18 protein-coding genes and 1 pseudogene are annotated in these 22,029 nt (G+C 65.4%); 13 read left to right on the forward strand and 6 right to left on the reverse strand.

Features of this window, described 5'->3' with window-relative positions:
• Window positions 1–13 precede the first annotated feature (13 nt).
• Entirely contained in the window at window positions 14–1,180 is a 1,167-nt protein-coding gene (locus CTEST_RS12105; protein WP_376701806.1) for a glycoside hydrolase family 3 N-terminal domain-containing protein, read from the reverse strand.
• A 96-nt stretch (window positions 1,181–1,276) separates the two neighbouring features.
• Between CTEST_RS12105 and CTEST_RS12110 the strand changes: the two genes are divergently transcribed.
• From CTEST_RS12110 to CTEST_RS12120, 3 genes are read left to right on the forward strand one after another with little or no spacing between them, the layout of a single operon-like run.
• Window positions 1,277–1,750, forward strand: coding sequence for a universal stress protein (locus tag CTEST_RS12110; protein ID WP_047254454.1), 474 nt, complete (start codon window positions 1,277–1,279; stop codon window positions 1,748–1,750).
• A 20-nt stretch (window positions 1,751–1,770) separates the two neighbouring features.
• Complete coding sequence (locus CTEST_RS12115) at window positions 1,771–1,968, forward strand: DUF2613 domain-containing protein (protein ID WP_047253952.1); 198 nt, start codon at window positions 1,771–1,773, stop codon at window positions 1,966–1,968.
• Window positions 1,940–5,116 (forward strand): alpha-(1->3)-arabinofuranosyltransferase domain-containing protein, encoded by a 3,177-nt coding sequence (locus CTEST_RS12120; RefSeq protein ID WP_236686097.1) that lies wholly within the window; start codon window positions 1,940–1,942, stop codon window positions 5,114–5,116. Before CTEST_RS12115 ends, CTEST_RS12120 begins: the two co-directional genes overlap by 29 nt.
• Here the strand turns inward: CTEST_RS12120 and CTEST_RS12125 are convergent.
• Entirely contained in the window at window positions 5,032–6,099 is a 1,068-nt protein-coding gene (locus CTEST_RS12125) for an acyltransferase family protein (RefSeq protein ID WP_236686098.1), read from the reverse strand. The two genes, CTEST_RS12120 and CTEST_RS12125, sit on opposite strands and share 85 nt — an antisense overlap.
• A gap of 188 nt (window positions 6,100–6,287) precedes the next feature.
• Here CTEST_RS12125 and CTEST_RS12130 point away from each other — a divergent pair, with 188 nt between their 5' ends.
• Both CTEST_RS12130 and CTEST_RS12135 read left to right on the forward strand, forming a co-directional pair.
• Entirely contained in the window at window positions 6,288–7,460 is a 1,173-nt protein-coding gene (locus tag CTEST_RS12130; protein WP_047253953.1) for a DUF3068 domain-containing protein, read from the forward strand.
• Between the two features lie 101 nt (window positions 7,461–7,561).
• On the forward strand, window positions 7,562–8,950 hold the full coding sequence (locus CTEST_RS12135) for a hypothetical protein (RefSeq protein WP_236686099.1): 1,389 nt from the start codon (window positions 7,562–7,564) through the stop codon (window positions 8,948–8,950).
• Here CTEST_RS12135 and CTEST_RS12140 read toward each other — a convergent pair.
• Window positions 8,871–9,992, reverse strand: coding sequence for a glycosyltransferase family 4 protein (locus CTEST_RS12140; RefSeq protein WP_047253955.1), 1,122 nt, complete (start codon window positions 9,990–9,992; stop codon window positions 8,871–8,873). The genes CTEST_RS12135 and CTEST_RS12140 overlap by 80 nt on opposite strands.
• Window positions 9,993–10,034: 42 nt before the next feature.
• Here CTEST_RS12140 and CTEST_RS12145 point away from each other — a divergent pair, with 42 nt between their 5' ends.
• Window positions 10,035–10,802, forward strand: coding sequence for a class I SAM-dependent methyltransferase (locus CTEST_RS12145; protein WP_047253956.1), 768 nt, complete (start codon window positions 10,035–10,037; stop codon window positions 10,800–10,802).
• A 46-nt stretch (window positions 10,803–10,848) separates the two neighbouring features.
• On the opposite strand, the gene CTEST_RS12150 is transcribed toward CTEST_RS12145, so the two are convergent.
• From CTEST_RS12150 to CTEST_RS13165, 3 genes are all read right to left on the reverse strand, one after another.
• Entirely contained in the window at window positions 10,849–12,672 is a 1,824-nt protein-coding gene (locus CTEST_RS12150) for a phosphoenolpyruvate carboxykinase (GTP) (RefSeq protein WP_047253957.1), read from the reverse strand.
• Window positions 12,673–12,792: 120 nt separating this feature from the next.
• Complete coding sequence (locus CTEST_RS12155; protein ID WP_047253958.1) at window positions 12,793–13,176, reverse strand: DUF6802 family protein; 384 nt, start codon at window positions 13,174–13,176, stop codon at window positions 12,793–12,795.
• A 26-nt stretch (window positions 13,177–13,202) separates the two neighbouring features.
• Complete coding sequence (locus CTEST_RS13165) at window positions 13,203–14,414, reverse strand: hypothetical protein (protein ID WP_144413286.1); 1,212 nt, start codon at window positions 14,412–14,414, stop codon at window positions 13,203–13,205.
• 121 nt (window positions 14,415–14,535) lie between these two features.
• Here CTEST_RS13165 and trmB point away from each other — a divergent pair, with 121 nt between their 5' ends.
• The 7 genes and pseudogenes from trmB (at window position 14,536) to CTEST_RS12195 (ending at window position 21,957) form a co-directional block, all read left to right on the forward strand.
• Window positions 14,536–15,318: a tRNA (guanosine(46)-N7)-methyltransferase TrmB gene (gene trmB, locus CTEST_RS12165; RefSeq protein WP_047253959.1), complete on the forward strand. Its 783-nt coding sequence runs from the start codon at window positions 14,536–14,538 to the stop codon at window positions 15,316–15,318.
• A gap of 29 nt (window positions 15,319–15,347) precedes the next feature.
• On the forward strand, window positions 15,348–16,025 hold the full coding sequence (locus tag CTEST_RS12170; RefSeq protein ID WP_047253960.1) for an NYN domain-containing protein: 678 nt from the start codon (window positions 15,348–15,350) through the stop codon (window positions 16,023–16,025).
• A gap of 27 nt (window positions 16,026–16,052) precedes the next feature.
• Window positions 16,053–18,194: pseudogene (locus CTEST_RS12175) on the forward strand (MMPL family transporter); the annotation flags it as partial.
• Between the two features lie 194 nt (window positions 18,195–18,388).
• On the forward strand, window positions 18,389–19,432 hold the full coding sequence (locus tag CTEST_RS12180; RefSeq protein ID WP_047253962.1) for a lysylphosphatidylglycerol synthase transmembrane domain-containing protein: 1,044 nt from the start codon (window positions 18,389–18,391) through the stop codon (window positions 19,430–19,432).
• A 10-nt stretch (window positions 19,433–19,442) separates the two neighbouring features.
• The gene (locus CTEST_RS12185) at window positions 19,443–20,102 is read left to right on the forward strand and encodes a suppressor of fused domain protein (RefSeq protein WP_047253963.1); all 660 of its coding nucleotides are present in this window, start codon (window positions 19,443–19,445) and stop codon (window positions 20,100–20,102) included.
• 46 nt (window positions 20,103–20,148) lie between these two features.
• The gene (locus tag CTEST_RS12190; RefSeq protein WP_047253964.1) at window positions 20,149–20,526 is read left to right on the forward strand and encodes a DUF3054 domain-containing protein; all 378 of its coding nucleotides are present in this window, start codon (window positions 20,149–20,151) and stop codon (window positions 20,524–20,526) included.
• A 129-nt stretch (window positions 20,527–20,655) separates the two neighbouring features.
• The gene (locus CTEST_RS12195) at window positions 20,656–21,957 is read left to right on the forward strand and encodes an HNH endonuclease signature motif containing protein (protein ID WP_052844399.1); all 1,302 of its coding nucleotides are present in this window, start codon (window positions 20,656–20,658) and stop codon (window positions 21,955–21,957) included.
• The last annotated feature ends 72 nt before the right edge of the window (window positions 21,958–22,029 follow it).

Below are 22,029 nucleotides of genomic sequence, written 5' to 3' on the forward strand. Positions count from 1 at the left end.
TCACAGCGCACGCTTAAACCCCCGAGGTGAGCAACTGCTTTTGGACTAGATAAGCGGAATCCTCGATCTGCTGCGGAGGAATCTGACCAGTGGTGACAGCCGCGTCGACGGCACTGATCACCTCCTCAAAATCGGAGACCGAAGAAAACAGGGCTTGGTCCGCGCCGGCGGCAATCGCCATGGCCACGGCCAGCGGGAGCGGATGCTGGTCCGTGATCGCCCGCATGCCTGAGAGATCGTCGGTGTAAATCAGCCCTCGATACGGGATGCCACCGGGATAATCGCCACTGCGTAACAGCTGGTAGGCCGCCGGATTGAGGCTCGCGGGCAACGCATCCCCCAGACCCGGCACGACCATGTGACCGACCATCACGGCGGCGTTCTTCTCCCGCAGCGCGATCGTGTACGGCACCAGATCGTGGCCGACCAGCTGATCCAAAGGCGGGGTCGTGGCCAACTCGTGGTGAGTATCCCCACTCGCCTGCCCATGACCGGGGAAATGCTTGTACACCGGCGTGACCCCCGCCGCCTCCAGGCCCCGCGCGAAGGCCGCTCCGTACTCCCCCGCTTGGGTGGGGTCGGTGGAAAAAGCTCGGTCGCCGACCACGTCCAGCGCGGCGGTATCCACATCAATGACCGGGGCAAAATCCACCGTCACGCCATGCTCACGCAGGGTGCGGCCCAGATGATAAGCGTGCTCCTCAACCTGATCCACGCTTTGCGTATCAGCCAACTCTCGCGGCGAGGCATGCGAACCCAACACTTCCGCATGCCGCTGCACCCGGCCGCCCTCGAAGTCGATGGATACCGAAAACGGCCTCCCCATGACTCGGCGCAGCTCCGCGATATCGCGCCCCGGGGTGGCCAGCAGCTCCGTATTCGCCCAGCTAGAGATGAAAATGCCACCGGCTCCTTGCTGGAGTTTTGCCAGAGCATCATCGAAATCCGTCACCCCAACCACCATGAGCGAGGCCACCTTGGCCCGCTGGTCCTGCGGCACCCGCTCCCGCGCGGGATCGGGCGGGGGCAGGGTGCTTGTTACCGAACTTGTCACCGAACTTGCCACTGAGCTTGTCGACGCCGCCGGGTCGGGCACCGTCGGCGAGGTTGCGCACCCCACCAAGCCCAGGAGGCAGGTCGCCGCCATGATGACCACCACTGACTTCACCTGCTTGTTCAACACACCCCCTAGTCTGCCCGACCGGCCGCCGACTCGGCAGGGATAAGATTGGGACCACCATGCCACCGGCAGGAAAGGAAGCTCGCCGTGTCCACCATGCTCATCGCCTATGACGGTTCCGCCGAAGCCCGGCGCGCCATGGCCTACGCTGCCCGGCTGCTCGTGCCCACCGAAGTGGAAGTCATCACCGCGTGGGAGCCCATGCACCGCACGGCCGCGCGCACCATCGGGATGTCGGGGTTGCACCAGGCGGAATGGGTCCCGGGTGCGGAGGATGATGATCCGTCGTATTCCAAAGCCCGCGCAACGTGCCGCGAGGGCATGGAACTGGCCGAGTCGCTGGGGTTGACGGCGCGGGCCCACCTCGTGGAGGCCGAGACCGCGCTGTGGTGTGCGATTGTCGACGCCGCCCAGGAACTACGCCCTGACGTCATCGTCGCTGGCACGCGAGCAATGAGCGGGTGGCGCTCCCTGTGGCAGCCGTCGACCGCGGGCTCGGTGCTGCAGAACGCGGGCATCCCTGTGTTCATCGTCCCACCGGCCGATGAGCCGGAGGATTCTGGCGAATAGTCCTGCTAGAATTCCGAGCCATGGCCAACTCTTCCGATTCCACTCGCCGCCGCGCGTTGAGCTCCGTGGTAGCCAGCGCAGTCGTCGGTGTGGCGTTGGGGATTATTTCCATCATCGGTATCGCCACCTTCTCCGGGCAGGACACCGTGCCCCAGGGCAACGCGGTCCCCGCCGAGGATGCCCTGCTGGGTGGCCCGGAGTACGGCACGCGCGGATAGCCCCACCTCCTTGATGCTCCGGCGCCTGCCCGTCCAGCACCTGCTCGGCTGGCTGTTTCTCGCCCTGCTGGTGTGGACCCAATCGCCGGGGCACACCTCTGCGGATACGAAGCATGACCTGGCGGCCAACCCGGCGGGCTTTTTGGCGGGCGCGTTGCACGCTTGGACGGACACCTTCACCCTGGGCCAGTTGCAAAACCAGGCCTACGGCTACCTCTTCCCCCAGGGAGCTTTCTTCCTGCTCACGGACTCACTGCCGAGTTGGGTGGCGCAGCGAATGTGGTGGACGCTGGTGCTCGGCGTAGGTTTCAGTGGGTTTCTGTTGCTGGTGCAGCGCCTGCGCATCGGCAGCCCCGCCTTCCAGGTGCTGGCGGCGCTGTTATTCGCGCTGTCTCCCCGCTCGCTGAGCACGCTGACGTCGATTTCTTCGGAGACCTGGCCGATCATGCTGGCTCCGTGGGTCATCGTGGCGGTCGTGGGCCGGCTCGGCTGGCGGGCCGTGGCGGCGGCCACGATTCCCGTCGCCCTCATGGGGGCGGTCAACGCCACCGCCACCCTCGCGGCGTGCACCCCGGCGGGCCTGGTGTTGATCTGGCGGCTGCTGCGCCGCGACCACCTCGCCGGACGTACCCTCTCCGGGTGGCTGGCCGGGTGCGTGCTGGTCAGCCTCTGGTGGATAGGACCACTGTTGGTCCTGGGCCGCTATTCCGCACCGTTCACGGATTTCATCGAGTCCTCCTTCGTCACCACCCGCTGGCTCAATCTGGTGGAAATTCTTCGCGGCACCACGAGTTGGGCGCCCTTCGTTGATACCGAACGGATCGCTGGGACCACGCTCGTCTCCTCGCCCGTGTTCGTCCTCGCCACCGTTGCCGTTGCTGCCCTTGGCCTGTGGGGGTTAGCCCGGCGCGATCTCCCGCTGCGACGTCTGTGGGTGGGCATGCTTTTCGTCGGCATCGCCATCCTCGGCGCCGCCCACGGGCCGCTGTCCGCACCGTGGTTGGCCTTCCTCGACGGCGCGGGCGCCCCTCTGCGTAACCTGCACAAGTTCGATCTCCTCGTGCGCATTCCCCTGCTGGTGGGAGTGGCCGGGTTGGGGGCTACGCTGCGGATGCCTACTGTGCCCCCAGCGCAGACCGGGCGGCGGGCAGTTGCCGGCACCCTCGTCGTCCTCATCGCCGCAGTCTCGATAGCGCCCGCGTGGTCGGGCCGCCTGCTCCCCCGCGGGGCCTATGAGCATGTCCCGTCTTACTGGCAGGAGGCGGCGAACTACCTCAACACCCACACGGAGGGCACTCGAACTCTCATCACCCCGCAGGCCTCCTTCGCCCGCCAGAGTTGGGGATGGACGCGCGACGAGCCCGCCCAGCCACTGCTCGAGGTTCCCTGGGCGGTGCGCGACGCCGTTCCGCTCATTAATCCCGAGGCGATCCGCGGGCTCGATGGGGTGATGGCGGTGCTGAACGAGGATCCCACCAGCGGCTACCAGTCGCTTCGTCGCCTGGGCATCGGCGCGGTGCTCATCCGCCATGACCTTAGTGGCTCGCCCGCCACCATTGATGCCAGCGCCCTCGCCGAGGCCACAGGCGGCACCCTCACTTCATTCGGCGCGGAGGAGCAGATCGAGGTGGTGCTTTTTGATCCCAACGCCGACCTCATGATCAGCGATGCTCCCATCCGGGTTGCCGGGGGAGGCGAATCTCTCGCCCTGCTCGATGCCCTCTCAGGTCCTGGGCCCCGCCAACTTGTCGACGCAGATGCCGAGGTGGTCACCGATACCCCGATGCTGGTGGTGCGCAACTACGGCACCCTGGACCGGGCGGTCAGCGCGCCGCTGGCCACCCGGGAGGAGGGGGCGGATGTGACCAACGCCGTCCCGGACTACCCCAGCGCTGGGCCGCTGACAAAGGTCGAGACCCGCGGCGGGGCGGTGACCGCCAGCAGTTCGGCGGCGGATGCCACGAGCTTTGGTGGGGCGGACGCGCGGCGTTCGCTGACGGCGGGCGTCGATAAGCGCACCGACACCGCGTGGTGGCCGAGCCCCGGCGGGGCGAGGGGGCAGTGGCTGGAACTCACGCCGACGGAACCGGTGGACCATCCCCTGGTCAGCATCACCGCTACCGATGACACGGTGGTCGAGGTCAACGGACTCACCGTGGAACTGGCCGCCAGCGAGCCCACCGAGGTGCAGCTGCAGGGAGCGGTGGACGCCGTGCGCGTGACCCTCACCGCCAGCCAGCCCGTCGGCCTTTCGGAAGTATCCATCGCGGGCCACGACATCTCGCGCGTGGTCACCGTGCCCGATACCTCCCCTGACGTCCGACAATTCCTTTTCCAGCGCCTCTTCGTCGACACCGGCGTGCTCATCCGCGACTTCACCGCACCCCGCCCGCTCACCATGCGCCTCGACGCCCCCAACCGCCGACCCGTGACCATCGACGGCGTCGACTACTCCCGCGGCGACCTCATCGAACTGCCCGCGGGCCCGCACCGCGTGGAAACGCGCGCCCAGTGGATCACCCTCACCGAAGATGGCTTCAACCCCTCCCCAGCCTGGTCGCTGACCGGGCGGGCACTCATGACCGACGACTCTGATCGCCTCCTCATCACCGGCCGCGCGGCCAACCCGGGTCTGCGCGCCCACCTCGGGGATGAGGAGCTGACACCCGTGCTTATCGACGCCGCCACCCAGGCCTTCCAGGTCCCCGCCGGCACGGCGGGGGTCGTCCACATCAGCTTCGCCGGCGAAGCCACCTACCGGTGGTCACTGTTCGGTGGGGCAATCATCGGCGTGCTGGCACTACTCACGGCCATCGGGATGGTGGCGCGCCGGGGCCAGTGGGAGTCCGATCCTGCGCTGTCTACGCCCAGCGGTTCGGGGCGCGGATTGTTCGTGCTCGCCGCGGTGAGCATCGGGCTCGCCGTCGGCTGGCCGGGCCTATTAGCCGGTGCCCTGGCGTTGCTTATCAGGCGGGTGACGGTGTTCCCAGCCAGCGTCTTGGCAACAGTCCCGCTCCTTATCTCTGGTGCTTGGCTCGCCCGCGGACCGTGGCCCAGCGCCGACTACGCGGGAGACTCCCTCGTCGTCGCCCTCCTGTGTGCGGCCTGCCTGGCCAGCCTGTTGCCGGGCTCCTCAATGAAGACGTAGCTGGCGGCCGCGACGGGGATGGTGAGGGCGAGCGTGACCGCCAACACCTGCACAGTTGCCCCGTGGAAGGGACTCACCCCGAGCAGTGGGAACGCCACGGACAGCATGGCCACGTGCCAGAGGAAGATGCCATAGGACCAGCGCCCCAATGCCTGCATCGGCGGGCTGCACAACCACCCTCGCTCGGATGGGGCCAGCGCCGCGGGGCCGACGATGGCGAACGCGAACACCCCTCCGGCCAGGACACGGAGAACGAACTCCGCGGGCTCGGGGTGAGTGAGCCCCACCGGCCCAAACCACGGTTGCCCGGCCACCCACGCGACAACGAGTGCGACGATCCACCAGGGCCACCGCACCCGCAACAACCGCCCGGCCCACGCCGGTACTCGGCCCTCAACCTCGGCGGCAAGCATCCCGAGGGCGAACCACAGCACGAAACCGGGGGGCCAGATCTGCCGGTTCGGCAGGCCTTCTGCCGGGGTGGAGGAGACGAAGGGGAGGAAGGCCCAACCGAGACTGAGCACCGCCAGAGCGACAATGGCGAGGATGCGCGTCCTGCGGGAGAACCCGCCAATGAGCAGGGCCAAGAGGGGAAGGACGAGGTAGAACCCCACTTCGACGCTCAACGACCACAGGTGGGTGAGGCCCGGCGCGAGGGCATTCGGCACGTAGACCTGAGTGAGAGTGAGGTTGGCCAGGATCTGCGACCAGCTCATCCGGGAGGCCTCCGGAAGCAAGAGGATGACCGCCGCAACGCACAATAGGTAGCCGGGGAGGATCCGACCCGCCCGTTTCCACAGGTAGCGCCCGATGGCGGGGACGGTGCGGTCAGCGTAGTGGCGCCGCCACAGCAAGAATGCCGAGAGGAAGAAAAACACCGCGACGAAGAAGTCGAAGCGGGCGAGGAGCGAACCCACCACGGAGGTGGGGTCCACTCCGGTTTGAAAGGCAACGTGGGTGAGCACAATTCCCACGGCCGCCACGGCTCGCAGGCCCTCGAGGGCCGGGAGATGGTTCCTTTTGTAGGATGGAGAAATATCTGGCTGTGTGAGCTGCAATCGATTCGTTTGCCGCGGTAAGCTGTTCGGTGAACTGTCCGGCGAATGAACCACAGCCCCGCCACCTCCCGAGAATTTTCTCCAGTGCGGACGAGCTTAGTGGAAGGATGCCTGTGTCTCACCCAGCCCCAGCGCGAGGAGAGTCGCCTCTAGGTGGCCGCAGAGCCATCCTCATCATCTTCCTCATCTCCGGCCTGCTGTTTTTCGCCGGCTCCACCATTCCCCCGCTGGTGATTAACCTCATGCGACCATTGCCGGTGGGCCAGTCGCAGTCCTTTGCCACCAACCCTGGCCCGACACTGGGCTTGGACCCGACGGCGTGGCGGGATCAGACCATCCCGGCGGAGAATGCTGACCGGCCGGAGTGCCAGGGCGAGAGCATCCTCGAGGTGCCCTACTCCTGCCTGGTCATCGAGGGAACCTCCTTCTACCGGCAGGTCACAACGACGAGCGAGACGGATAAGCGCTCGGAAGTCAACGTCGATTCGGCGCTCACCATGTTCATGTTCGATGCCCCCGTCGCGGAGATCCAAGACCATGTGCGCATCAACCGTTCGACGGCCTACCCCGTTCCCGAGCCGGTGAGCTCCATGCGGCTGGTCATCCCGGACGCCGATTCGGGTTTCGATGGTTCCGCGTTTACCCGCCAGGGCCTGCAGTATTTCTTCCCCTTCCCGGCTGAGCGTAAATCCTATGACTTCTTCGATCGCCTCACTCAGGAGACGGAGCCGATTGATTATGTCGGGGAGTACGAGCACAACGGACTCAAGGCTTATGAGTTCACCCACACCGTCGAGCCGCGCCGCCTCACCCCCGGCATGTCCCAGACCTTTATCCCCGGCAGCAAGACCGGATCCACCTCCGTCGATCTGACGGGGCTCGCCGAGTGGTTTTACACCCCCGAGCAGCTCCAACGCTTTGGCCACAGCCCCACCGACCTCGTGTCCGTGACCTCGTATTTCACCATCACCCGCACGTTCTGGGTCCAGCCCGATACGGGCACGGTCATCGATTATTCCGAGCGCCCGCACATTTTCTTCGCCGAGGATGATGCGCAGGCGCGCATCTTCGGCACCGAACCCGCCACCGCTTACACTCTTTACTATTCCGAGCTGCAGTGGGACGAAGCGACCACGTCGGCGCAGACGGCCCTCGCCGAGCAAGGCCTGCAGCGCCTGACATTGCTCCAGGGGTTCGCCTACTTGGCTAAGGCGGTGGCCTTCGTCCTCGCCGCGTGGGGAGTCGCGCTCGTCTTGCTGCGTCGCCGCGCTAAGGAGACACCCTGACCACATCGCGCTTATCTAAGCTCCCGTGGCTCACCGCCGCCCTCCTCATCGCGGCGCTGCTGTGGCCACTGGTTCTTCCGGGCCAACTGGCCCTGCGCGACATGCTGGTCCTCGATTCCCCCGCCCTGTCCCCCGGGGCCTTGGGCATCGGAGATCTCCCGGCTCGCAACGTCCCCCAAGATGGCTTCCTCGCACTCGTCGGCCTCATCGCCCCCGCATCCTGGATTGCCCGAGCGCTCATCGTCGCCGCCGCGATCGCCGGGGTCGTCGGGGCGCTGTGGCTGGCGCGGATGGCTGGGGCCGGGGTCCTCGGCCAATGCGCCGCGGTGACGATCGCGCTGTGGAATCCCTTCGTCGTGGAGCGGCTCCTCCAGGGCCACTGGTCACTGGTCCTCGCCGGGTGGTTGCTGCTGCTCATCGCCGCCGCTGGCCTGAGCGGGCGCCGCACACTCATGTGGCTAGCCATGTGGGCCGCCTCCCTCACCCCCACCGGGGCGATATTTGCTGTGGCCACGGGTCTAGCGGTGACCCGGGGGCGCGGGCGCTGGGTAACGGGAGTCGTCGGCGTCGTTGTGTCCCTCCCCTGGTTGGTTCCCGGTATCCTGCTGACTTCTAGTAGCTTCGGCTATTCCGTCGAGGCTTTCATCCCCCGCGCCGAGAAGTGGGTGGGCACGCTGGGTTCCCTCGTGGGGCTGGGCGGGATCTGGAACGCCAATGCGGTGCCCGCTTCCCGGGAGGTCGGCTTCGCCCTCGCCGGGGTTGCCCTGTTCGGCGTGCTGTTGCTCGGTGCCCGCCACGTTCCCACCCCGCTGCTCATCTTGGCCGGGCTGGGACTGGGTGGGGCGTGTGCGACGTGGCTGTTTCCCAGTGTCCTCAATTGGGCCGTGGTCACCTTCCCGGGCGCCGGGTTGCTGCGCGATGGCAGCAAGCTCGTCGTCCTCGCCCTGCCCGCCTACGTGATGGCCGCGGCATCCCTGCGTTCCTGGGCCGCAGGCCTGGCCGTTGTGTTGGCCTTACTCCAGGTCCCCGACGCCCCGCTTGCCCTCAAACAACTCACCCCGACAACCGCGCCCCTGTATTCGGAGGAGCTAGTGAACCAGGCTGCTGGGCGTGACGTGTACCTCGTCGACGAACCCGACATCGTGTTCCTGCCCGATGGTCGGCTGGCGCTCAATCCCCTCAACAAAGCACTGTCCACCGTGCAGTCTGGGGCACTGGTCGTCGATGGGGAGGTCGTGGATGCGCCCACGATGCGCTGGGTAGAAGCCGGGCAGGCCTGGGCCGACAACGACATCGACGGCCTGGCCTTCCTCGGCATCGGCCTCATCGTGGACGGGGACACCATTCACGAGACCGGCGAAGGTCCCTCCTCCACGTGGCCGGGTCTGATCATGCTCCTCGGCTGGCTGCTCATCCCCGTCGTTGTGCTGTGTGCTCAACGAGGAGCTCGTGGAAACGCGCGCCCGTCGTCGCCCACGAAAAATCGGTGACCCACTGCCGCGCGGTGGTGCCCAGTGAGCGGCGCAGGGGGGCGTCGTCAAGCAACAGCGCCGTGAGGCGCGTGAGATCGGCCGGACTGTCGGCGAGCAGGCCAGTGATGTGATCCTGGATGGAATCGCGCAGGCCACCGGCGGTGCGATACCCCACCGTCGGCACGCCGTGCTGCGCCGCCTCAACGACGGCCAGGCCCCAGCCTTCCTTGCGCGAAGGCATGAGGTGGACGGCCGCGCGCGCAAGGAGGGCATGCTTGTAATCCTCGGTGACCTGGCCATGGAAAGTCACCTGCTCAGTGATACCGCGGGCGATGGCATACTCCCGTAATTCATCCTCCCACCAGCCGGAACCAATGACGTCGAGCACCAGCGTGCGACCCGGCGCGAGCGCGGCCAACGTATCCATCGCGTGCTCGATTTGCTTGTGCGGGACCAGCCGGGACAGCGTGACCAGATGGATCGCCCCATCCTCCGCCAGCTGCGGCACGTGCGCGGGCACGGGATCGATGCCATTTTCGATGATGCGAATATCATCGGCCCGCACGCCAAGGTCAACCAGATCATCCTTCGAGGCCTGGGACACCGTCACATAAGGCGCGCCGCGGTAGACGCGCGGGGCCACCTGCGACTCCAGCAACCAGCCAATACGCGCGATGATCGGCCCAGCGACGGGCCATTGCTCGCGGTGGCAATGGTGCGTGAGCAGGACCGTCGGCGCGCCGGAGACGAGGCGAGCGAAGAAGGGGATGCCGTTTTGGGTATCCACGACGGCGTCGATCCCCGCGAGCGTCCCCACGCCCATCCGCCCAAGCAGCATCCCCGCCCACGCCTTGGGATAGACCGAATATTTGCCGCCGCTGCGGGAAAACCGCACCCCATTGCGCTGCGAACGGCGGGGGGCATCCGTGTGCCCGGCGGTGCGATAGACCACTTCATGGCCGTGGGCCGCCAGGTACTCGCCGACGCGTTCCAGGTAGCGTTCCGAGCCGCCACCCTGGGGGTGAGTCGAATCGCGCCAACACAACAGAAGGATCTTCATAGCGCCGCCAGCCTACCTGCCGCGCCATGGCACGATGGATTCGTGCCCGCCCACACTCGTCACCTCGCGACCCTTCGGCGCTCCTGGTCCCTGCTGCGAGCAATCCGCCACGAGCAGACCACGCCCGCCTTGTTTTATCGCCCGCTCGCCGAGGACACCGCCATGCTTATCGACGCCCTCCTGCGCGATGTCACCGGCACCCCCCTGCACGGCAGGCGGGTCCTCGACGTCGGTGGCGGCCCCGGCTACTTCGCCGCCGCCTTTCAGGCCCGCGGCGCCTACTACGTTCCCGTTGAGCCCGATGTCGGCGAGATGGCTGCCGCCGGTATCGCCGTCCCCGGCGCCGTGCGTGGCGACGGCGCGCACCTCCCCTTCACCGAAGGTTCCTTCGACGTCGTCTACTCCTCCAACGTCGCCGAGCATGTCCCCGACCCCTGGGCCATGGGCGAGGACATGCTGCGCGTCACCGCCTCCGGAGGGTTGTGCGTGCTCAGCTACACCGTGTGGCTCGGTCCCTTCGGCGGGCATGAAACCGGCATGTGGGAGCACTACGTCGGTGGGGCGTTCGCCCGTGATCGCTACGCCCGCCGCCACGGCCACCCGCCCAAAAACAGCTTCGGCACCTCGCTTTTCGATGTCTCCTGCGCCGCGGGCCTGCGGTGGGCGCGCTCGCTGGAGCAACGAGGCGTAGCTCAGGTCGAGATCTGTTTCCCGCGCTACCACCCCTCGTGGGCCTGGTGGCTCGTGCGCGTTCCCGGGCTGCGCGAATTCCTAGTGTCCAACCTGGTCATTGTGGTGCGCAAAGCCTAAAGCCCACCGTCACTGAGGACGGTGGGCTTTAGGGCTAGCGGGCTGTTTAAGCCTTGGCGATGCGCTCCTTGAGCGCAGCCAGCTGAGTGTGAACCTCGGAGGGGACACGCGGGCCGAGGAAGGCGAGGTACTCCTCGTTCTCTTCCACGTCGCGCTGCCAATCGGAAGCCGAAGTGCTCAGTGCCTCCTTGACATCCTCCACCGGGGTATCCAGACCCGACAGGTCCAGGTCCTCGACGCGGGCGGTGTAGCCAACGACGGTTTCATCGGCGTCGACCTTGCCCTCGATGCGGTCAACCACCCAGGCGAGAACGCGGGAGTTGTCGCCGAAGCCCGGCCACAGGAAGCGGCCATCTTCACCGCGGCGGAACCAGTTGACCAGGAAGATGGCCGGCATGCGGTCACCGCCCTCGTTGCCCATGTCGATCCAGTGCTGCAGGTAGTCACCGGCGTTGTACCCCATGAACGGCAGCATGGCCATCGGGTCGTGGCGCAGGGAACCAACCTTGGCCTCAGCGGAGGCGGCGGTCTGCCCGGAGGACAGGGTGGCGCCGATCATGGTGCCGTGCTCCCAGTCGAAGGCCTGGGTGACCAGCGGGACGGTGTCAGCGCGGCGGCCACCGAAGAGGATGGCATCGATCTTGACGCCGTGCCAGTCGTTGAACTCCGGTGCGGCGGCCGGGCTCTGCTCGATCGGGACGCAGTAACGGGAGTTCGGGTGAGCGGCGTTGACGCCGGAATCCGGGGTCCAGTCGTTGCCCAGCCAGTCGATGAGGTGAGCAGGCTTCTCGCCGTCCATCCCCTCCCACCAGACATCGCCGTCATCGGTGAGGGCGACGTTAGTGAACAGGGTGTTGCCCGGTTCCATCGTCTTCATGGCGATCGGGTTGGAGGAGTAGTTGGTGCCCGGCGCGACGCCGAAGAAACCATTCTCCGGGTTAACAGCGTAGAGGCCGTCCTCACGCAGCTTGAGCCAAGCGATGTCGTCGCCGACGACCTCGGCGGTCCAACCCTTGACGGTCGGGGTAATCATGGCGAGGTTCGTCTTGCCACAAGCCGACGGGAAGGCCGCGGCGATGTGGTAGCTCTTGCCCTCCGGGGAGATGAGCTTGAGGATGAGCATGTGCTCAGCCATCCAGCCCTCTTCCTTAGCCATGACAGAGGCGATACGCAGGGCGTAGCACTTCTTGGCCAGGATGGCGTTGCCGCCGTAGCCGGAACCGAAGGACCAAATCTCCTTGGTCTCCGGGAACTGGGTGATGTACTTGAGGTCGTTGCACGGCCAGGTGACATCTTCCTCTCCCGGTTCGAGCGGGGCACCCACGGTGTGGAGCGCGTGCACGAAGTCGCCGTTGGTACCGATCTTGGCCAGGGCCTCAGAGCCCATGCGGGTCATGATGCGCATGGACAGCACGACATAAGCGGAGTCGGTGAGCTGGACGCCCAGCTTGGGGTCTGGGTCCGTGATGGGGCCCATGCAGAAAGGCACAACGTACATGGTGCGGCCCTTCATGGAGCCGCGGAATACCTCGGTCATCTCCGCCTTCATGGCTGCCGGGTCTGCCCAGTTATTGGTCGGACCGGCGTCCTCCTCCTTCTCGGAGCAGATGAAGGTCCGGGACTCGACGCGGGCGACGTCGTCCGGGTTGGAGCGAGCAAGGAAGCTATTGGGGCGCTTGTCCTCGTTCAGCTTGATTAGGGTGCCAGCCTCAACCAACTGAGCAGTGAGTCGATCCCATTCCTCCTGCGAGCCATCCGCGAAGACGACGGTCTCCGGCTGGAACAGCTCCACTGCCTCAGCAATCCAGGTGAGGAGCTTCTCATTGTCGGTCGGGGCGGGGCCAACAAGGCCCTTGATGGCAGTGGTCATGTGTTCTCCTTGACATAAGCGTCACTAGATAGAGTTTCCTCCCCCTAGATTATCGACTTGAGCCCGCTCGCGGGGGCTTCTCACACCGCCCTCACCCCCCTCCGAGGCCCTACATGTGCCCTATCCATGCTCTATACGAATCCACATGTCCGCTTGCTCATCATGCGAACCTTTTCTTTGCCTCATTTCGGGGGTGTTTTGGGAAGAATCTTCGCAGGCCACGACCATGTTAGGTTGGTCACAGAGGGGGTCAAAGTCGGGCAAACCCCACACTGCGCGGTGCGGGTCGGCCGAATACACCTCGAAGCGACCATCGCCGTGAACTGTGGAAATGTGATCGACGTCTCCATCGCCGTCGAGGTCAGCGTAGACCGTCATGCCCTCCGCATCGCACAGCGTCACCGAATCCCCGGCCACCCCTCCCACTCCCCATTCTTGGTCGCCGAGGTACAACCGGAGCCCCTCGCCCTCCCCCGCCAATCCTGCCAATCCGTGCAGATCCATGTCCGGTCTCCTTCACTCATCGCGACCTAGTCGCGCGCCAACGTCCAAGTGCGGTGGAGCCAGCGCTGCGGGCCGTCCCGCTGACCGCCCCCAGCCGCCACCGCCCGGCGCACGCGGGCTGCCTCCCGCTCCGCCCACAGCACGTGTACTTCTCTACGCCCCCGCACCCACCGCAGCCAGCCCACCACCACGCCCGCCGCTACTCCCACAATGGCCCCCGCCACCGGGTGCCACCACCACACAACCCGCCCCAGGGCGGCCCCCGCCGCCACGCCCAACACCATCGCTTGCACCGCAAGTGAACCCAGGCGCGGCGGCACGGGTTCCGGGAGCTGATAACTGCGGGCCACCGCTTGCAAACCCGCGATCGTCGCCGCGGGTTGCTTGTCGGCGTGGGCGGTGAGGTGGGCCAGGTGGGCGTCGATAAGCAGGCGACGCCGACGCTCGCAGTGCTCGACCGCCCGCTGCCACGCCCCGAGCCTGGGAGCTGGGAGAACGCCCGCGCGCGGGCGGGTGAGCGCCTGGGCGAGCTCGCCGGGCGCGGCGACGATTCCGTCGACCCCGGGCGGGAGTGGGGTAGTGCTGATGAGGCGGCCGCTGCGGCGGGCGGCGTCGATAAGCGTGGGCACATCGTCCGGGCTCCACCCGGAGGGCGGGGCAACCGCCAGGACCGCCTCCACATCCGCATGCTCGACCACCTCCACCCCCTGCGCCAGCGCGGCCGCGTGAGCTCGGGCACGCGGATCGGGGCCGATGATCGCGACCCGCGGGCGACGCGGCTCAGCCTCGCTCGCTATCGCCACCAACTCCTCAGCCACCGAAGGATGGCGCGCGGCAAGCAGGCGCAGCTGCGCCGCCAACAAGCGAAGGCGGACAGTCACTAACTGGGCTTCTACCTGGGCCAAGGCGGCGTCCCAGGCCTGTCGATGGAGTACCGGAATCACCAGCACGAGGGGCGCGGCGTGATGAATCCGCGCCCGGGCTGCGGGCGGCAAGGGGGAGGGGTGGACGAGCACAGCGGCATCACTACCCAGCGACAGCGCGGGCCAGGAGACGGTGACTTCCCGAACCCCGTGCCCGGCAGGCAACGGCACACTGCCCTCCATGGTGCAGGCCCCCACGCGAGGTGGGCCGGTGAGTTCGGTGAGAATCCGGCGCAAATCCATGCCCACCGGGCAGCCAAAGTCACGCTCATGCGCCCAATCCGCGGCGCGCAGGAACATATCCGGAGTCTCCACTCGCATCCCCCCTGAATGCTGTCGCCCACATGATGACCCGGCGCGATCAATCCCGCAACTTCAAGCGATTATGGTGCCAAGAGAATTGAAGTTTGCCCATCGCAAGGGGACAATATAAAGGATGTCTATTTCTGATTTCCCTGATAACGCCCGCCCGCTCGGAGACCTGCCCGCCGGCCGTCCCCCGCAAACCGACTTTGGCGATGACGGTCGCGCCTACCCGCGCCTCGGCGCCGTGAGTTTTCGGCGCGGCACGCTCACCGACAACCAAGAAAAACTCTGGGAGGAAAACTGGCCTCACCTGGGACGCGTCCTCAGCGATGAGCTTATCGACGTCGATTCGTGGTTCGGCCGCGCAGGCGCCCCCACCATCGTGGAAATCGGTTCCGGCACCGGAACCTCCACCGCTGCGATGGCCCCGCTGGAAGCCGACACCAACGTTATCGCCGTCGAACTGTATAAGCCCGGTCTGGCGAAACTGCTCGGATCGGTCGTGCGCGGGGACATTAATAATGTCCGGATGGTCCGCGGCGATGGCGTCGAAGTCCTCGCCCGGATGATCGCGCCCGCCTCCCTCGACGGCGTGCGCATCTTCTTCCCCGACCCCTGGCCGAAGGCCCGCCATCACAAGCGCCGCCTCATCCAGTCCGGCACGTTGCACCTCATCGCCACCCGCCTCAAGCCGGGTGGCGTCCTCCACGTCGCGACCGACCATGCGGATTATGCCGAATGGATCTCCGAGCTCGTGGACGTGGAACCGCTCCTGGACTACCGGGGCTGGCCGTGGGTTGACTGCCCGCAGCTGACCGATCGCCAGGTGATCACTAAGTTTGAGGGCAAGGGTCTGCAAAAAGACCACACCATCAATGAATTTCTTTGGCAGCGCACTAACACGCCTGCTTAACTCCTATTTTCCGAAATGAGAACCCCTCCGTGAGCGATCTTCACGAATCCACCCACCATTACACGGCAGCGGCGGCACCCGGGCCCGAAAGCCTGCTGCTCGTGTGGGACGCCCCGAACCTGGACATGGGCCTCGGCGCCATCCTGGGAGGCCGCCCCACCGCCGCCTACCGCCCACGATTCGACGCCATCGGCCGGTGGATGCTTGCCCAAGCCGGCCGCCTGGCGCACGAGACCGGCCACCGCATTGAGGCCGAGGCGACGGTGTTCACCAACGTCACCCCCGGCGGCGCTGACGTCATCCGCCCGTGGGTCGAGGCCCTGCGCAACGTCGGTTTCGCGGTCTTTGCCAAGCCCAAGACTGATGAAGATTCCGATGTCGATCCGGACATGCTCGCCCACATTCGCCGCCGCCACGCAGAAGGCGTACTCAAGGGCTTGGTCGTCGCCTCCGCCGATGGGCAAAACTTCAAAGAGACGATCGACGAGCTGACCGCTGAGGGCCTGCCCGTCACCGTCCTCGGTTTCCACGAGCACGCCTCCTGGGCCGTGGCGTCCGACTCCATCACCTTCGTCGACCTGGAGGAGATCCCCGGCGTCTTCCGCGAGCCGCTGCCGCGCATCAGCCTCGATTCTCTCCCCTCCGAGGGCGCGTGGCTGCAGCCCTTCCGCCCACTGTCGGCGCTATTATCCAGCCGCAACCACTAAGCCTCGTTCCCGGAAAGGAGGATTGCCGTGTTCCTCAAATGGGGTCACTTTTCCTATCGACACCGCCGCATAGTCCCGGTGATCGTCATCGCCGCGATTCTGGCCATCTATGTCATCTTCGGCCTCCGCCTCGGCGAGCGCATGAGCCAGGAAGGCTGGGACGACCCCGGTTCCTCCTCCACCGCCGCCGCCAAGATCGAGCTTGAGACATTTGGCCGGGACAATAACGGCGATGTCATCCTCCTCTACGAAACGGCAGAGGGATCGGGGCGCACCCTCAACGACCCGGCCACGTTTGGCGCCGTGGCCAGCCAGTTGGAGCAGCTCAAGGAGCAGTATCCGGGACAGATCGACAAGATCACCAGCTACTTCGATACCCGCAACTCCCAACTGATCACCGCTGATGGAACCAAGGCCTTCGCCGCTATTGGCCTCGTGGGTGATGGCGAACAAACCCTCAAGGACTTCCGCACCATCGAGGATTCACTCGTCTCCGAGCAGCTGCCGGAGGGGGTCACCGTCCAGGTCGCTGGCGCCACCGCCGTCGCCGACGCCCTCGATGACGGCATGGCGGGTGACATCGTCCGCGCCGAAGTCGTGGCCCTGCCGGTGGTAGCCATCCTTTTGCTCGTGGTGTTCGGTTCCGTCATGGCGGCCTTCATGCCCCTGCTCGTTGGCGTGTTGTCCATCGCCGGCTCGCTGGGCATCCTCTCCATCTTGGCTGGGGTTGCCCAGGTCAACGTGTTCGCCCAGTCCGTGGTCACTCTCCTCGGGCTCGGCCTGGCCATCGACTACGGCCTGTTCATGGTCTCCCGCTTCCGGGAAGAGTTAGACAAGGGCGCTGATATAGAAACGGCGGTGACCACCACGACCGCCACCGCGGGCAAGACGGTGGTGTTCTCCGCCCTCATGGTCGCCGTAGCACTCTCTGGCTTGTTGGTGTTCCCGCAGGCCTTCCTCAAGTCAGTGGCCTACGGCGCCATTTCCGCGGTCGGGCTCGCAGCCCTACTCTCGGTCACGGTCCTGCCCGCGGTGTTTGGCATGCTGGGCCGGAACATCGACAAGCTGTCGGTCCGGCGCGCCAGCCGCAAGGCCCGCCGCCTTGAAGACACCATCTGGTTCCGCTTCCCGGCCTGGGCGATGCGCCACTCCAAGCTGGTCACCGTCGCCATCGTCGGCCTGCTCCTCGCGCTCACCCTGCCATTAGCAGGCGTGAAGTTCGGCGGCATCAACGAGACCTACCTGCCGCCCGACCAGGTCACCCGCGTGGCCCAGGATGATTTCAACGAAAGCTTCCCCGCTTTCCGCACCGAGCCGATCAAACTAGTCGTGACCAACGCCAGCGAGCAGCAACTCGTCGACATCTACCTGCAGACCCGCGAGATCACCGGCCTGTCCTCGCCGTTCACGCCGGACTCCGGCACGGTCGATGGCACCACGGTGCTCTCTGCAGGCATCGAGGATCGCTCACTCAACGGCGACGTCGTCGATCAGCTCCGCGCCATCACCATCCCCGACGGCGTCAACGCCTACATCGGCGGCACGCCAGCGATGGAGATCGAATCCATCGAGGCGCTCATGGAGAAGCTGCCCTGGATGGCGTTGTACATCATCGTGGCCACGTTCATTCTCATGGCGTTAGTCTTCGGCTCGCTCATCTTGCCCGCGAAGGCGATCATCATGACGATCCTGGGCCTGGGCGCGACGCTGGGAATCCTCACCGCGATGTTCGTCTACGGCGTCGGCTCCAGCCTGCTCAACTTCACCCCAGGCCCGCTCATGTCGCCGGTGCTGGTCCTCATCGTCGCGATCGTCTACGGCCTATCCACGGACTACGAGGTCTTCCTCGTCTCCCGCATGGTCGAAGCCCGCGACAGAGGCGACAGCACCGACGACGCCATCAAATACGGCACCGCGCACACAGGCTCCATCATCACCGCGGCGGCGCTCATCATGATCGTCGTGGCCGGCGCGTTCGGCTTCTCCGAGATCGTCATGATGAAGTACATCGCCTTCGGCATGATCGCCGCCCTCGCGCTCGATGCGACGATCATCCGCATGATGTTGGTCCCCGCCGTCATGCACCTGCTGCGGGAAGACAACTGGTGGGCGCCCGGCTTCATCAAGAAGGCGTACGCCAAGCTGGGACATGGTGCGACGGTGACCCCCGCGGTCGTCGATAAGCCTTTTCAGGCGCCGTCGGCGCAGGACACCGCCGAACTCTCCATCCACGATGCTGTCATCGTCGACGAGCAAGAAGCCGTGCGCGGCGGCCGCACCACCCGTCAAGACGACGAGCTAGTCCCCTTCGCTGAGCTGCTCCGACGCCTTCAAGAGGACGAGCAGCGTCAGCTGGAACAATAATGGAGTTCCTGAAGAAGGCTGCGGCCAACCAGTGGGTGAGGTGGGTCGCGCCGCTCGCCGTCCTCGTGGTGCTGGCCGTCATCTTCCGCGACCAATTCCCCTTCTTCGGGGAAGGTGTCCGCAGGCTTAGCGACGCCCACGTACCCGGCATCATCCTCGCCGTCACCGCCGCCTTCGCGTCCCTGTTTGCCATGGCCGAAGTCATGCGCCTCCTCATGCGCGCCGGCGGAACCGCCGTCCGCCTACGCGAAGCCACCGCCGTGACCATGGCCTCCAACTCGTGGTCAACGACCCTGCCCGGAGGCCCGGCGTTTTCCGCCTTCTTCACCTACCAAGTCCAACGCGGCTGGGGCGCCTCCCCCGTACTCTGCGGCTGGTTCTTCGTCCTGTCCTCGGCGATTTCCACCATGTGGCTCGTCCTCATCGGCGCCTGCGGAGTGTTCTTCCTCGGCGCGAAAATCAGCATCTGGTCCCTCGTCGGATCGCTCATCGCCATGGTCGCGTTGTCCTGGGCCGTCTACTGGGCCGCCAACAACCCCCGCCACCTCGAACACTGGGCTAGGTCATGGATGCCTCCCATCAACCGCCTGCTCCGCCGCGAAGAAACCGCCGGCATCGAATCGGTAGTCAAACACATCCACCAACTCGACACCGTTCACCTGAACAAACGAAGCTTTGCCGCCGCCGCCTTCTGGTCCCTAGCCAACCGGCTTCTCGACGCCGTCGTCCTCTGGGCCAGCATCTGGGCCATCACCGACGCCGCCCCCTGGCTGGAGAAAACCCCCGACCACACCACCATCATGGGCGTCCTCCTCGCCTACACCACCGCCAAAATCGCCGGCTCCGCCCAGGTCACCCCAGGCGGACTCGGCACAGTGGAAGCCACCATCCTGGCCACCCTCGTCGCCTCCGGCATGACAGCTGTCGACGCCACCGGAGCCGCCCTCATCTACCGGCTCATCTCCTTCGCCTTGGTCACCGTCATCGGCTGGATCATCTACTTCGCCCACTACGCACGTCGCGGTCTGCCTACTTCCGAATAGGCTGGGCGCCATGTTCAACCTCCCCGGGACCCTCCTCGAGGCCATCCCCGAACACCTCTCCCGTTACCTCCCCGGGGAACCGACCGTGTGGCACGAAATAGTGCCCAATGGCTTGCGCATCGACGTCTACTGCTGGGCACCGACGCCCGAGCGTCCCCTGTGGACCCTGGTCACCTGCGGGATGTCCTTGCACCAGATGAACGTTCCTCGGAGCCTGAAAAATCTCGACCGGGCAGAGCTCATGATCACCCTCCCCGCGGACTGGACACCCCTCATCCAATCGCGGGACGTGCCCGACGAGGAAGAGCAGCGGAATAGCTGGCCCTTCCAGCAACTAAAATTCACCGCCGTTGTCCCCTACCTCATGGACACGTGGTTGGGGTACGGATCCACCCTGCAAGCTGGCGAAACGATCGATGAAACCTACGAAGGCTCCGAATTCTCCGGCCTGATCCTCGGCGGGCCAACATCCGTGGAAAACACCGGAATCTTCGAGCTCGAAGTCGGCGGAGTGACCGTGCAATTCTGGGGGCTGTACTTCCTCTACCCCCAAGAAACGGCCTTCCACCTAGAGCACAGCCCCGAAGAACTACTAGAGCGTCTCGACGCCGCCGGCATCCACGAGGGCGTGTTCCCCCACCGTCCCAGCGTGGTCTCACCACAGGGATAAAGTGGCGGTAGAAGAACTCCCCTTAACCATATAACTGGAGAACCTTGTGTCCCCCTCTCGTGTCCTCATCGCAGACGCCGTCGCCATCCTCGCGTTTGCAATTTTCGCCCGCCTAGCCCACAACACCCCAGATGCCCCCTTCACCGTTCTCACCGTGCTGGGGACCTTCTGGCCTTTCCTCCTCGGCGGAATAGCTGGTCACGCGATATGCCTCGGGTTAAAGAAGCCCGCTTTCCCGGTCGTCCCGGGCGGGATCATCGTGTGGCTCTCCACTGCCGTCGCCGGCCTGGGTATCTGGGCTCTGCGCCACGGCGAGATGCCGCACTGGTCCTTCATCATCGTCGCCACCGTGATGTCCGGCCTGCTCCTTCTCGGTTGGCGGATAGCTGTTCGCCTTCTTCCGGGCATGCGCGCTAGACAATAGCTCCAGTTCGCGCTACTTACGTGAGCCGTTAGCTGAAGAAAGTCGGCTCTCCCTCTTGCGGGGTTCGCTGGTCTGTTCTAACATTGGTGTTAGAACACGCAAGCGACACCACAAGGGGGGTGAGCACCCGTGACCACCACCACCGACACCTACCACTCACCCATAGAAGCAGCACTCCAACGCTACTTAGACCGCCTGAAGTACTACTACACCGTCAGCTCACCCCACGACCCCATCGCCCGCCAGGGAACACAACTACGACGAGACGACCACCACCTCTGGCAATCCATCCTCCCCGATAGCAACGACGACATCGACCTCGTCCTTGCTCGACTGCGCCGGTCATTAGGCCGCGGCGATGGCTACCTCATGTCCGCGATCAGCGCCCACCAACGATTGCAGGAACTGCCCGCCCTCAAGGAGATCCAGGAACACTACTACCACCTCGATCTCCTCCGCCTAAAAGCCATCGACAGTGTCTTATGCAAAGCAGACACCACCATCGACAAACACCTCGACCTCATCGACACCGAACTCGCAGAATTCCTCACCCCCACCCGCACCAACCAAGCCCTCCCCACCGTAGGGGCCATCAAAAAACGCCTCAACGCGATCATCATCATGCTCGATGAGTCCATCTCCGCCGACGATCCTGCCCCAGCCCCGGCCGATAGCCTCTCCATCTCTTTCACCGACGGTAGAGGAATGATCAGAGCTGATGTTGATGACCTCACCGCCCACGAGATTGACCAACGAGTCCGCAACTACGCCACCACCCACGGGGTCAGTCAGGCCCAAGCACTAGTAGCACTGATCAAAGGAGACGGCACTACCACCGTCACGATCAATCTCTACCAAGCCTGTGACATCCCGAACGCTCCTGCGTGGGTCAGCGGACTAGGATTCCTGCCCCGCTCTAAAACCCAACACCTCCTGAACCAAGCGGACAGTCAGGTTGATATGGATGCGATCGGGACGAAAGTCTCCTCGGCGTATGCCACCCCCGCTGATATCCGCTCCCTCGTGGTTGGTTTGGATGGGACCTGTGCGATGGGTGGGTGTGATGGCCCAGCCCATAAAGCACAGATGGATCACCGGATTAATCACGCTGATGGTGGGCCCACGACAGCAGCCAACCTCGCAGCATTGTGTGTCAGGCATCATGCGATGAAAACGGATCGTCGGGTCTTCTACGTCATGGACCCCATCACGAGGCGGAAGTATTTCCTGTTTGCTGATGGCACGTGGACCGAGTCAGAAGGAGACGGCCCGCTAGCTGCCAGTCAGCGCCGGTGGATGCAGACCGTGTCCCAGCGGATAGCCAAACGTAGGGCGAGGATCAGGTCGCAGTCCCAAGCCCAAAAACGCGAAGAGCTCGAGCGGGAAGGACCACCACCGCCCCCGCCAGAACCAGAACCACCACCGTTCTAGCTGGCCTCTCGAATCACTAAAGCCGCCACTCCCCGACCGCGGGGGTGTGTGGCGGCTTTACCTCACTCCAAG

The organism is Corynebacterium testudinoris, assembly GCF_001021045.1.
GTDB classification, from domain to species: Bacteria; Actinomycetota; Actinomycetes; order Mycobacteriales; family Mycobacteriaceae; genus Corynebacterium; species Corynebacterium testudinoris.

Bases quoted from the DNA above. Each gene is read 5' to 3' on its own strand.
- CTEST_RS12155 (WP_047253958.1), bottom strand. From the start codon at position 13,176: ATGGATCTGCACGGATTGGCAGGATTGGCGGGGGAGGGCGAGGGGCTC.
- CTEST_RS12150 (WP_047253957.1), bottom strand. From the start codon at position 12,672: ATGACCACTGCCATCAAGGGCCTTGTTGGCCCCGCCCCGACCGACAAT.
- trmB (WP_047253959.1), top strand. From the start codon at position 14,536: ATGTCTATTTCTGATTTCCCTGATAACGCCCGCCCGCTCGGAGACCTG.
- CTEST_RS12185 (WP_047253963.1), top strand. From the start codon at position 19,443: ATGTTCAACCTCCCCGGGACCCTCCTCGAGGCCATCCCCGAACACCTC.
- CTEST_RS12110 (WP_047254454.1), top strand. From the start codon at position 1,277: ATGCTCATCGCCTATGACGGTTCCGCCGAAGCCCGGCGCGCCATGGCC.
- CTEST_RS12135 (WP_236686099.1), top strand. From the start codon at position 7,562: ATGCTGGTCCTCGATTCCCCCGCCCTGTCCCCCGGGGCCTTGGGCATC.
- CTEST_RS12115 (WP_047253952.1), top strand. From the start codon at position 1,771: ATGGCCAACTCTTCCGATTCCACTCGCCGCCGCGCGTTGAGCTCCGTG.
- CTEST_RS12180 (WP_047253962.1), top strand. From the start codon at position 18,389: ATGGAGTTCCTGAAGAAGGCTGCGGCCAACCAGTGGGTGAGGTGGGTC.
- CTEST_RS12140 (WP_047253955.1), bottom strand. From the start codon at position 9,992: ATGAAGATCCTTCTGTTGTGTTGGCGCGATTCGACTCACCCCCAGGGT.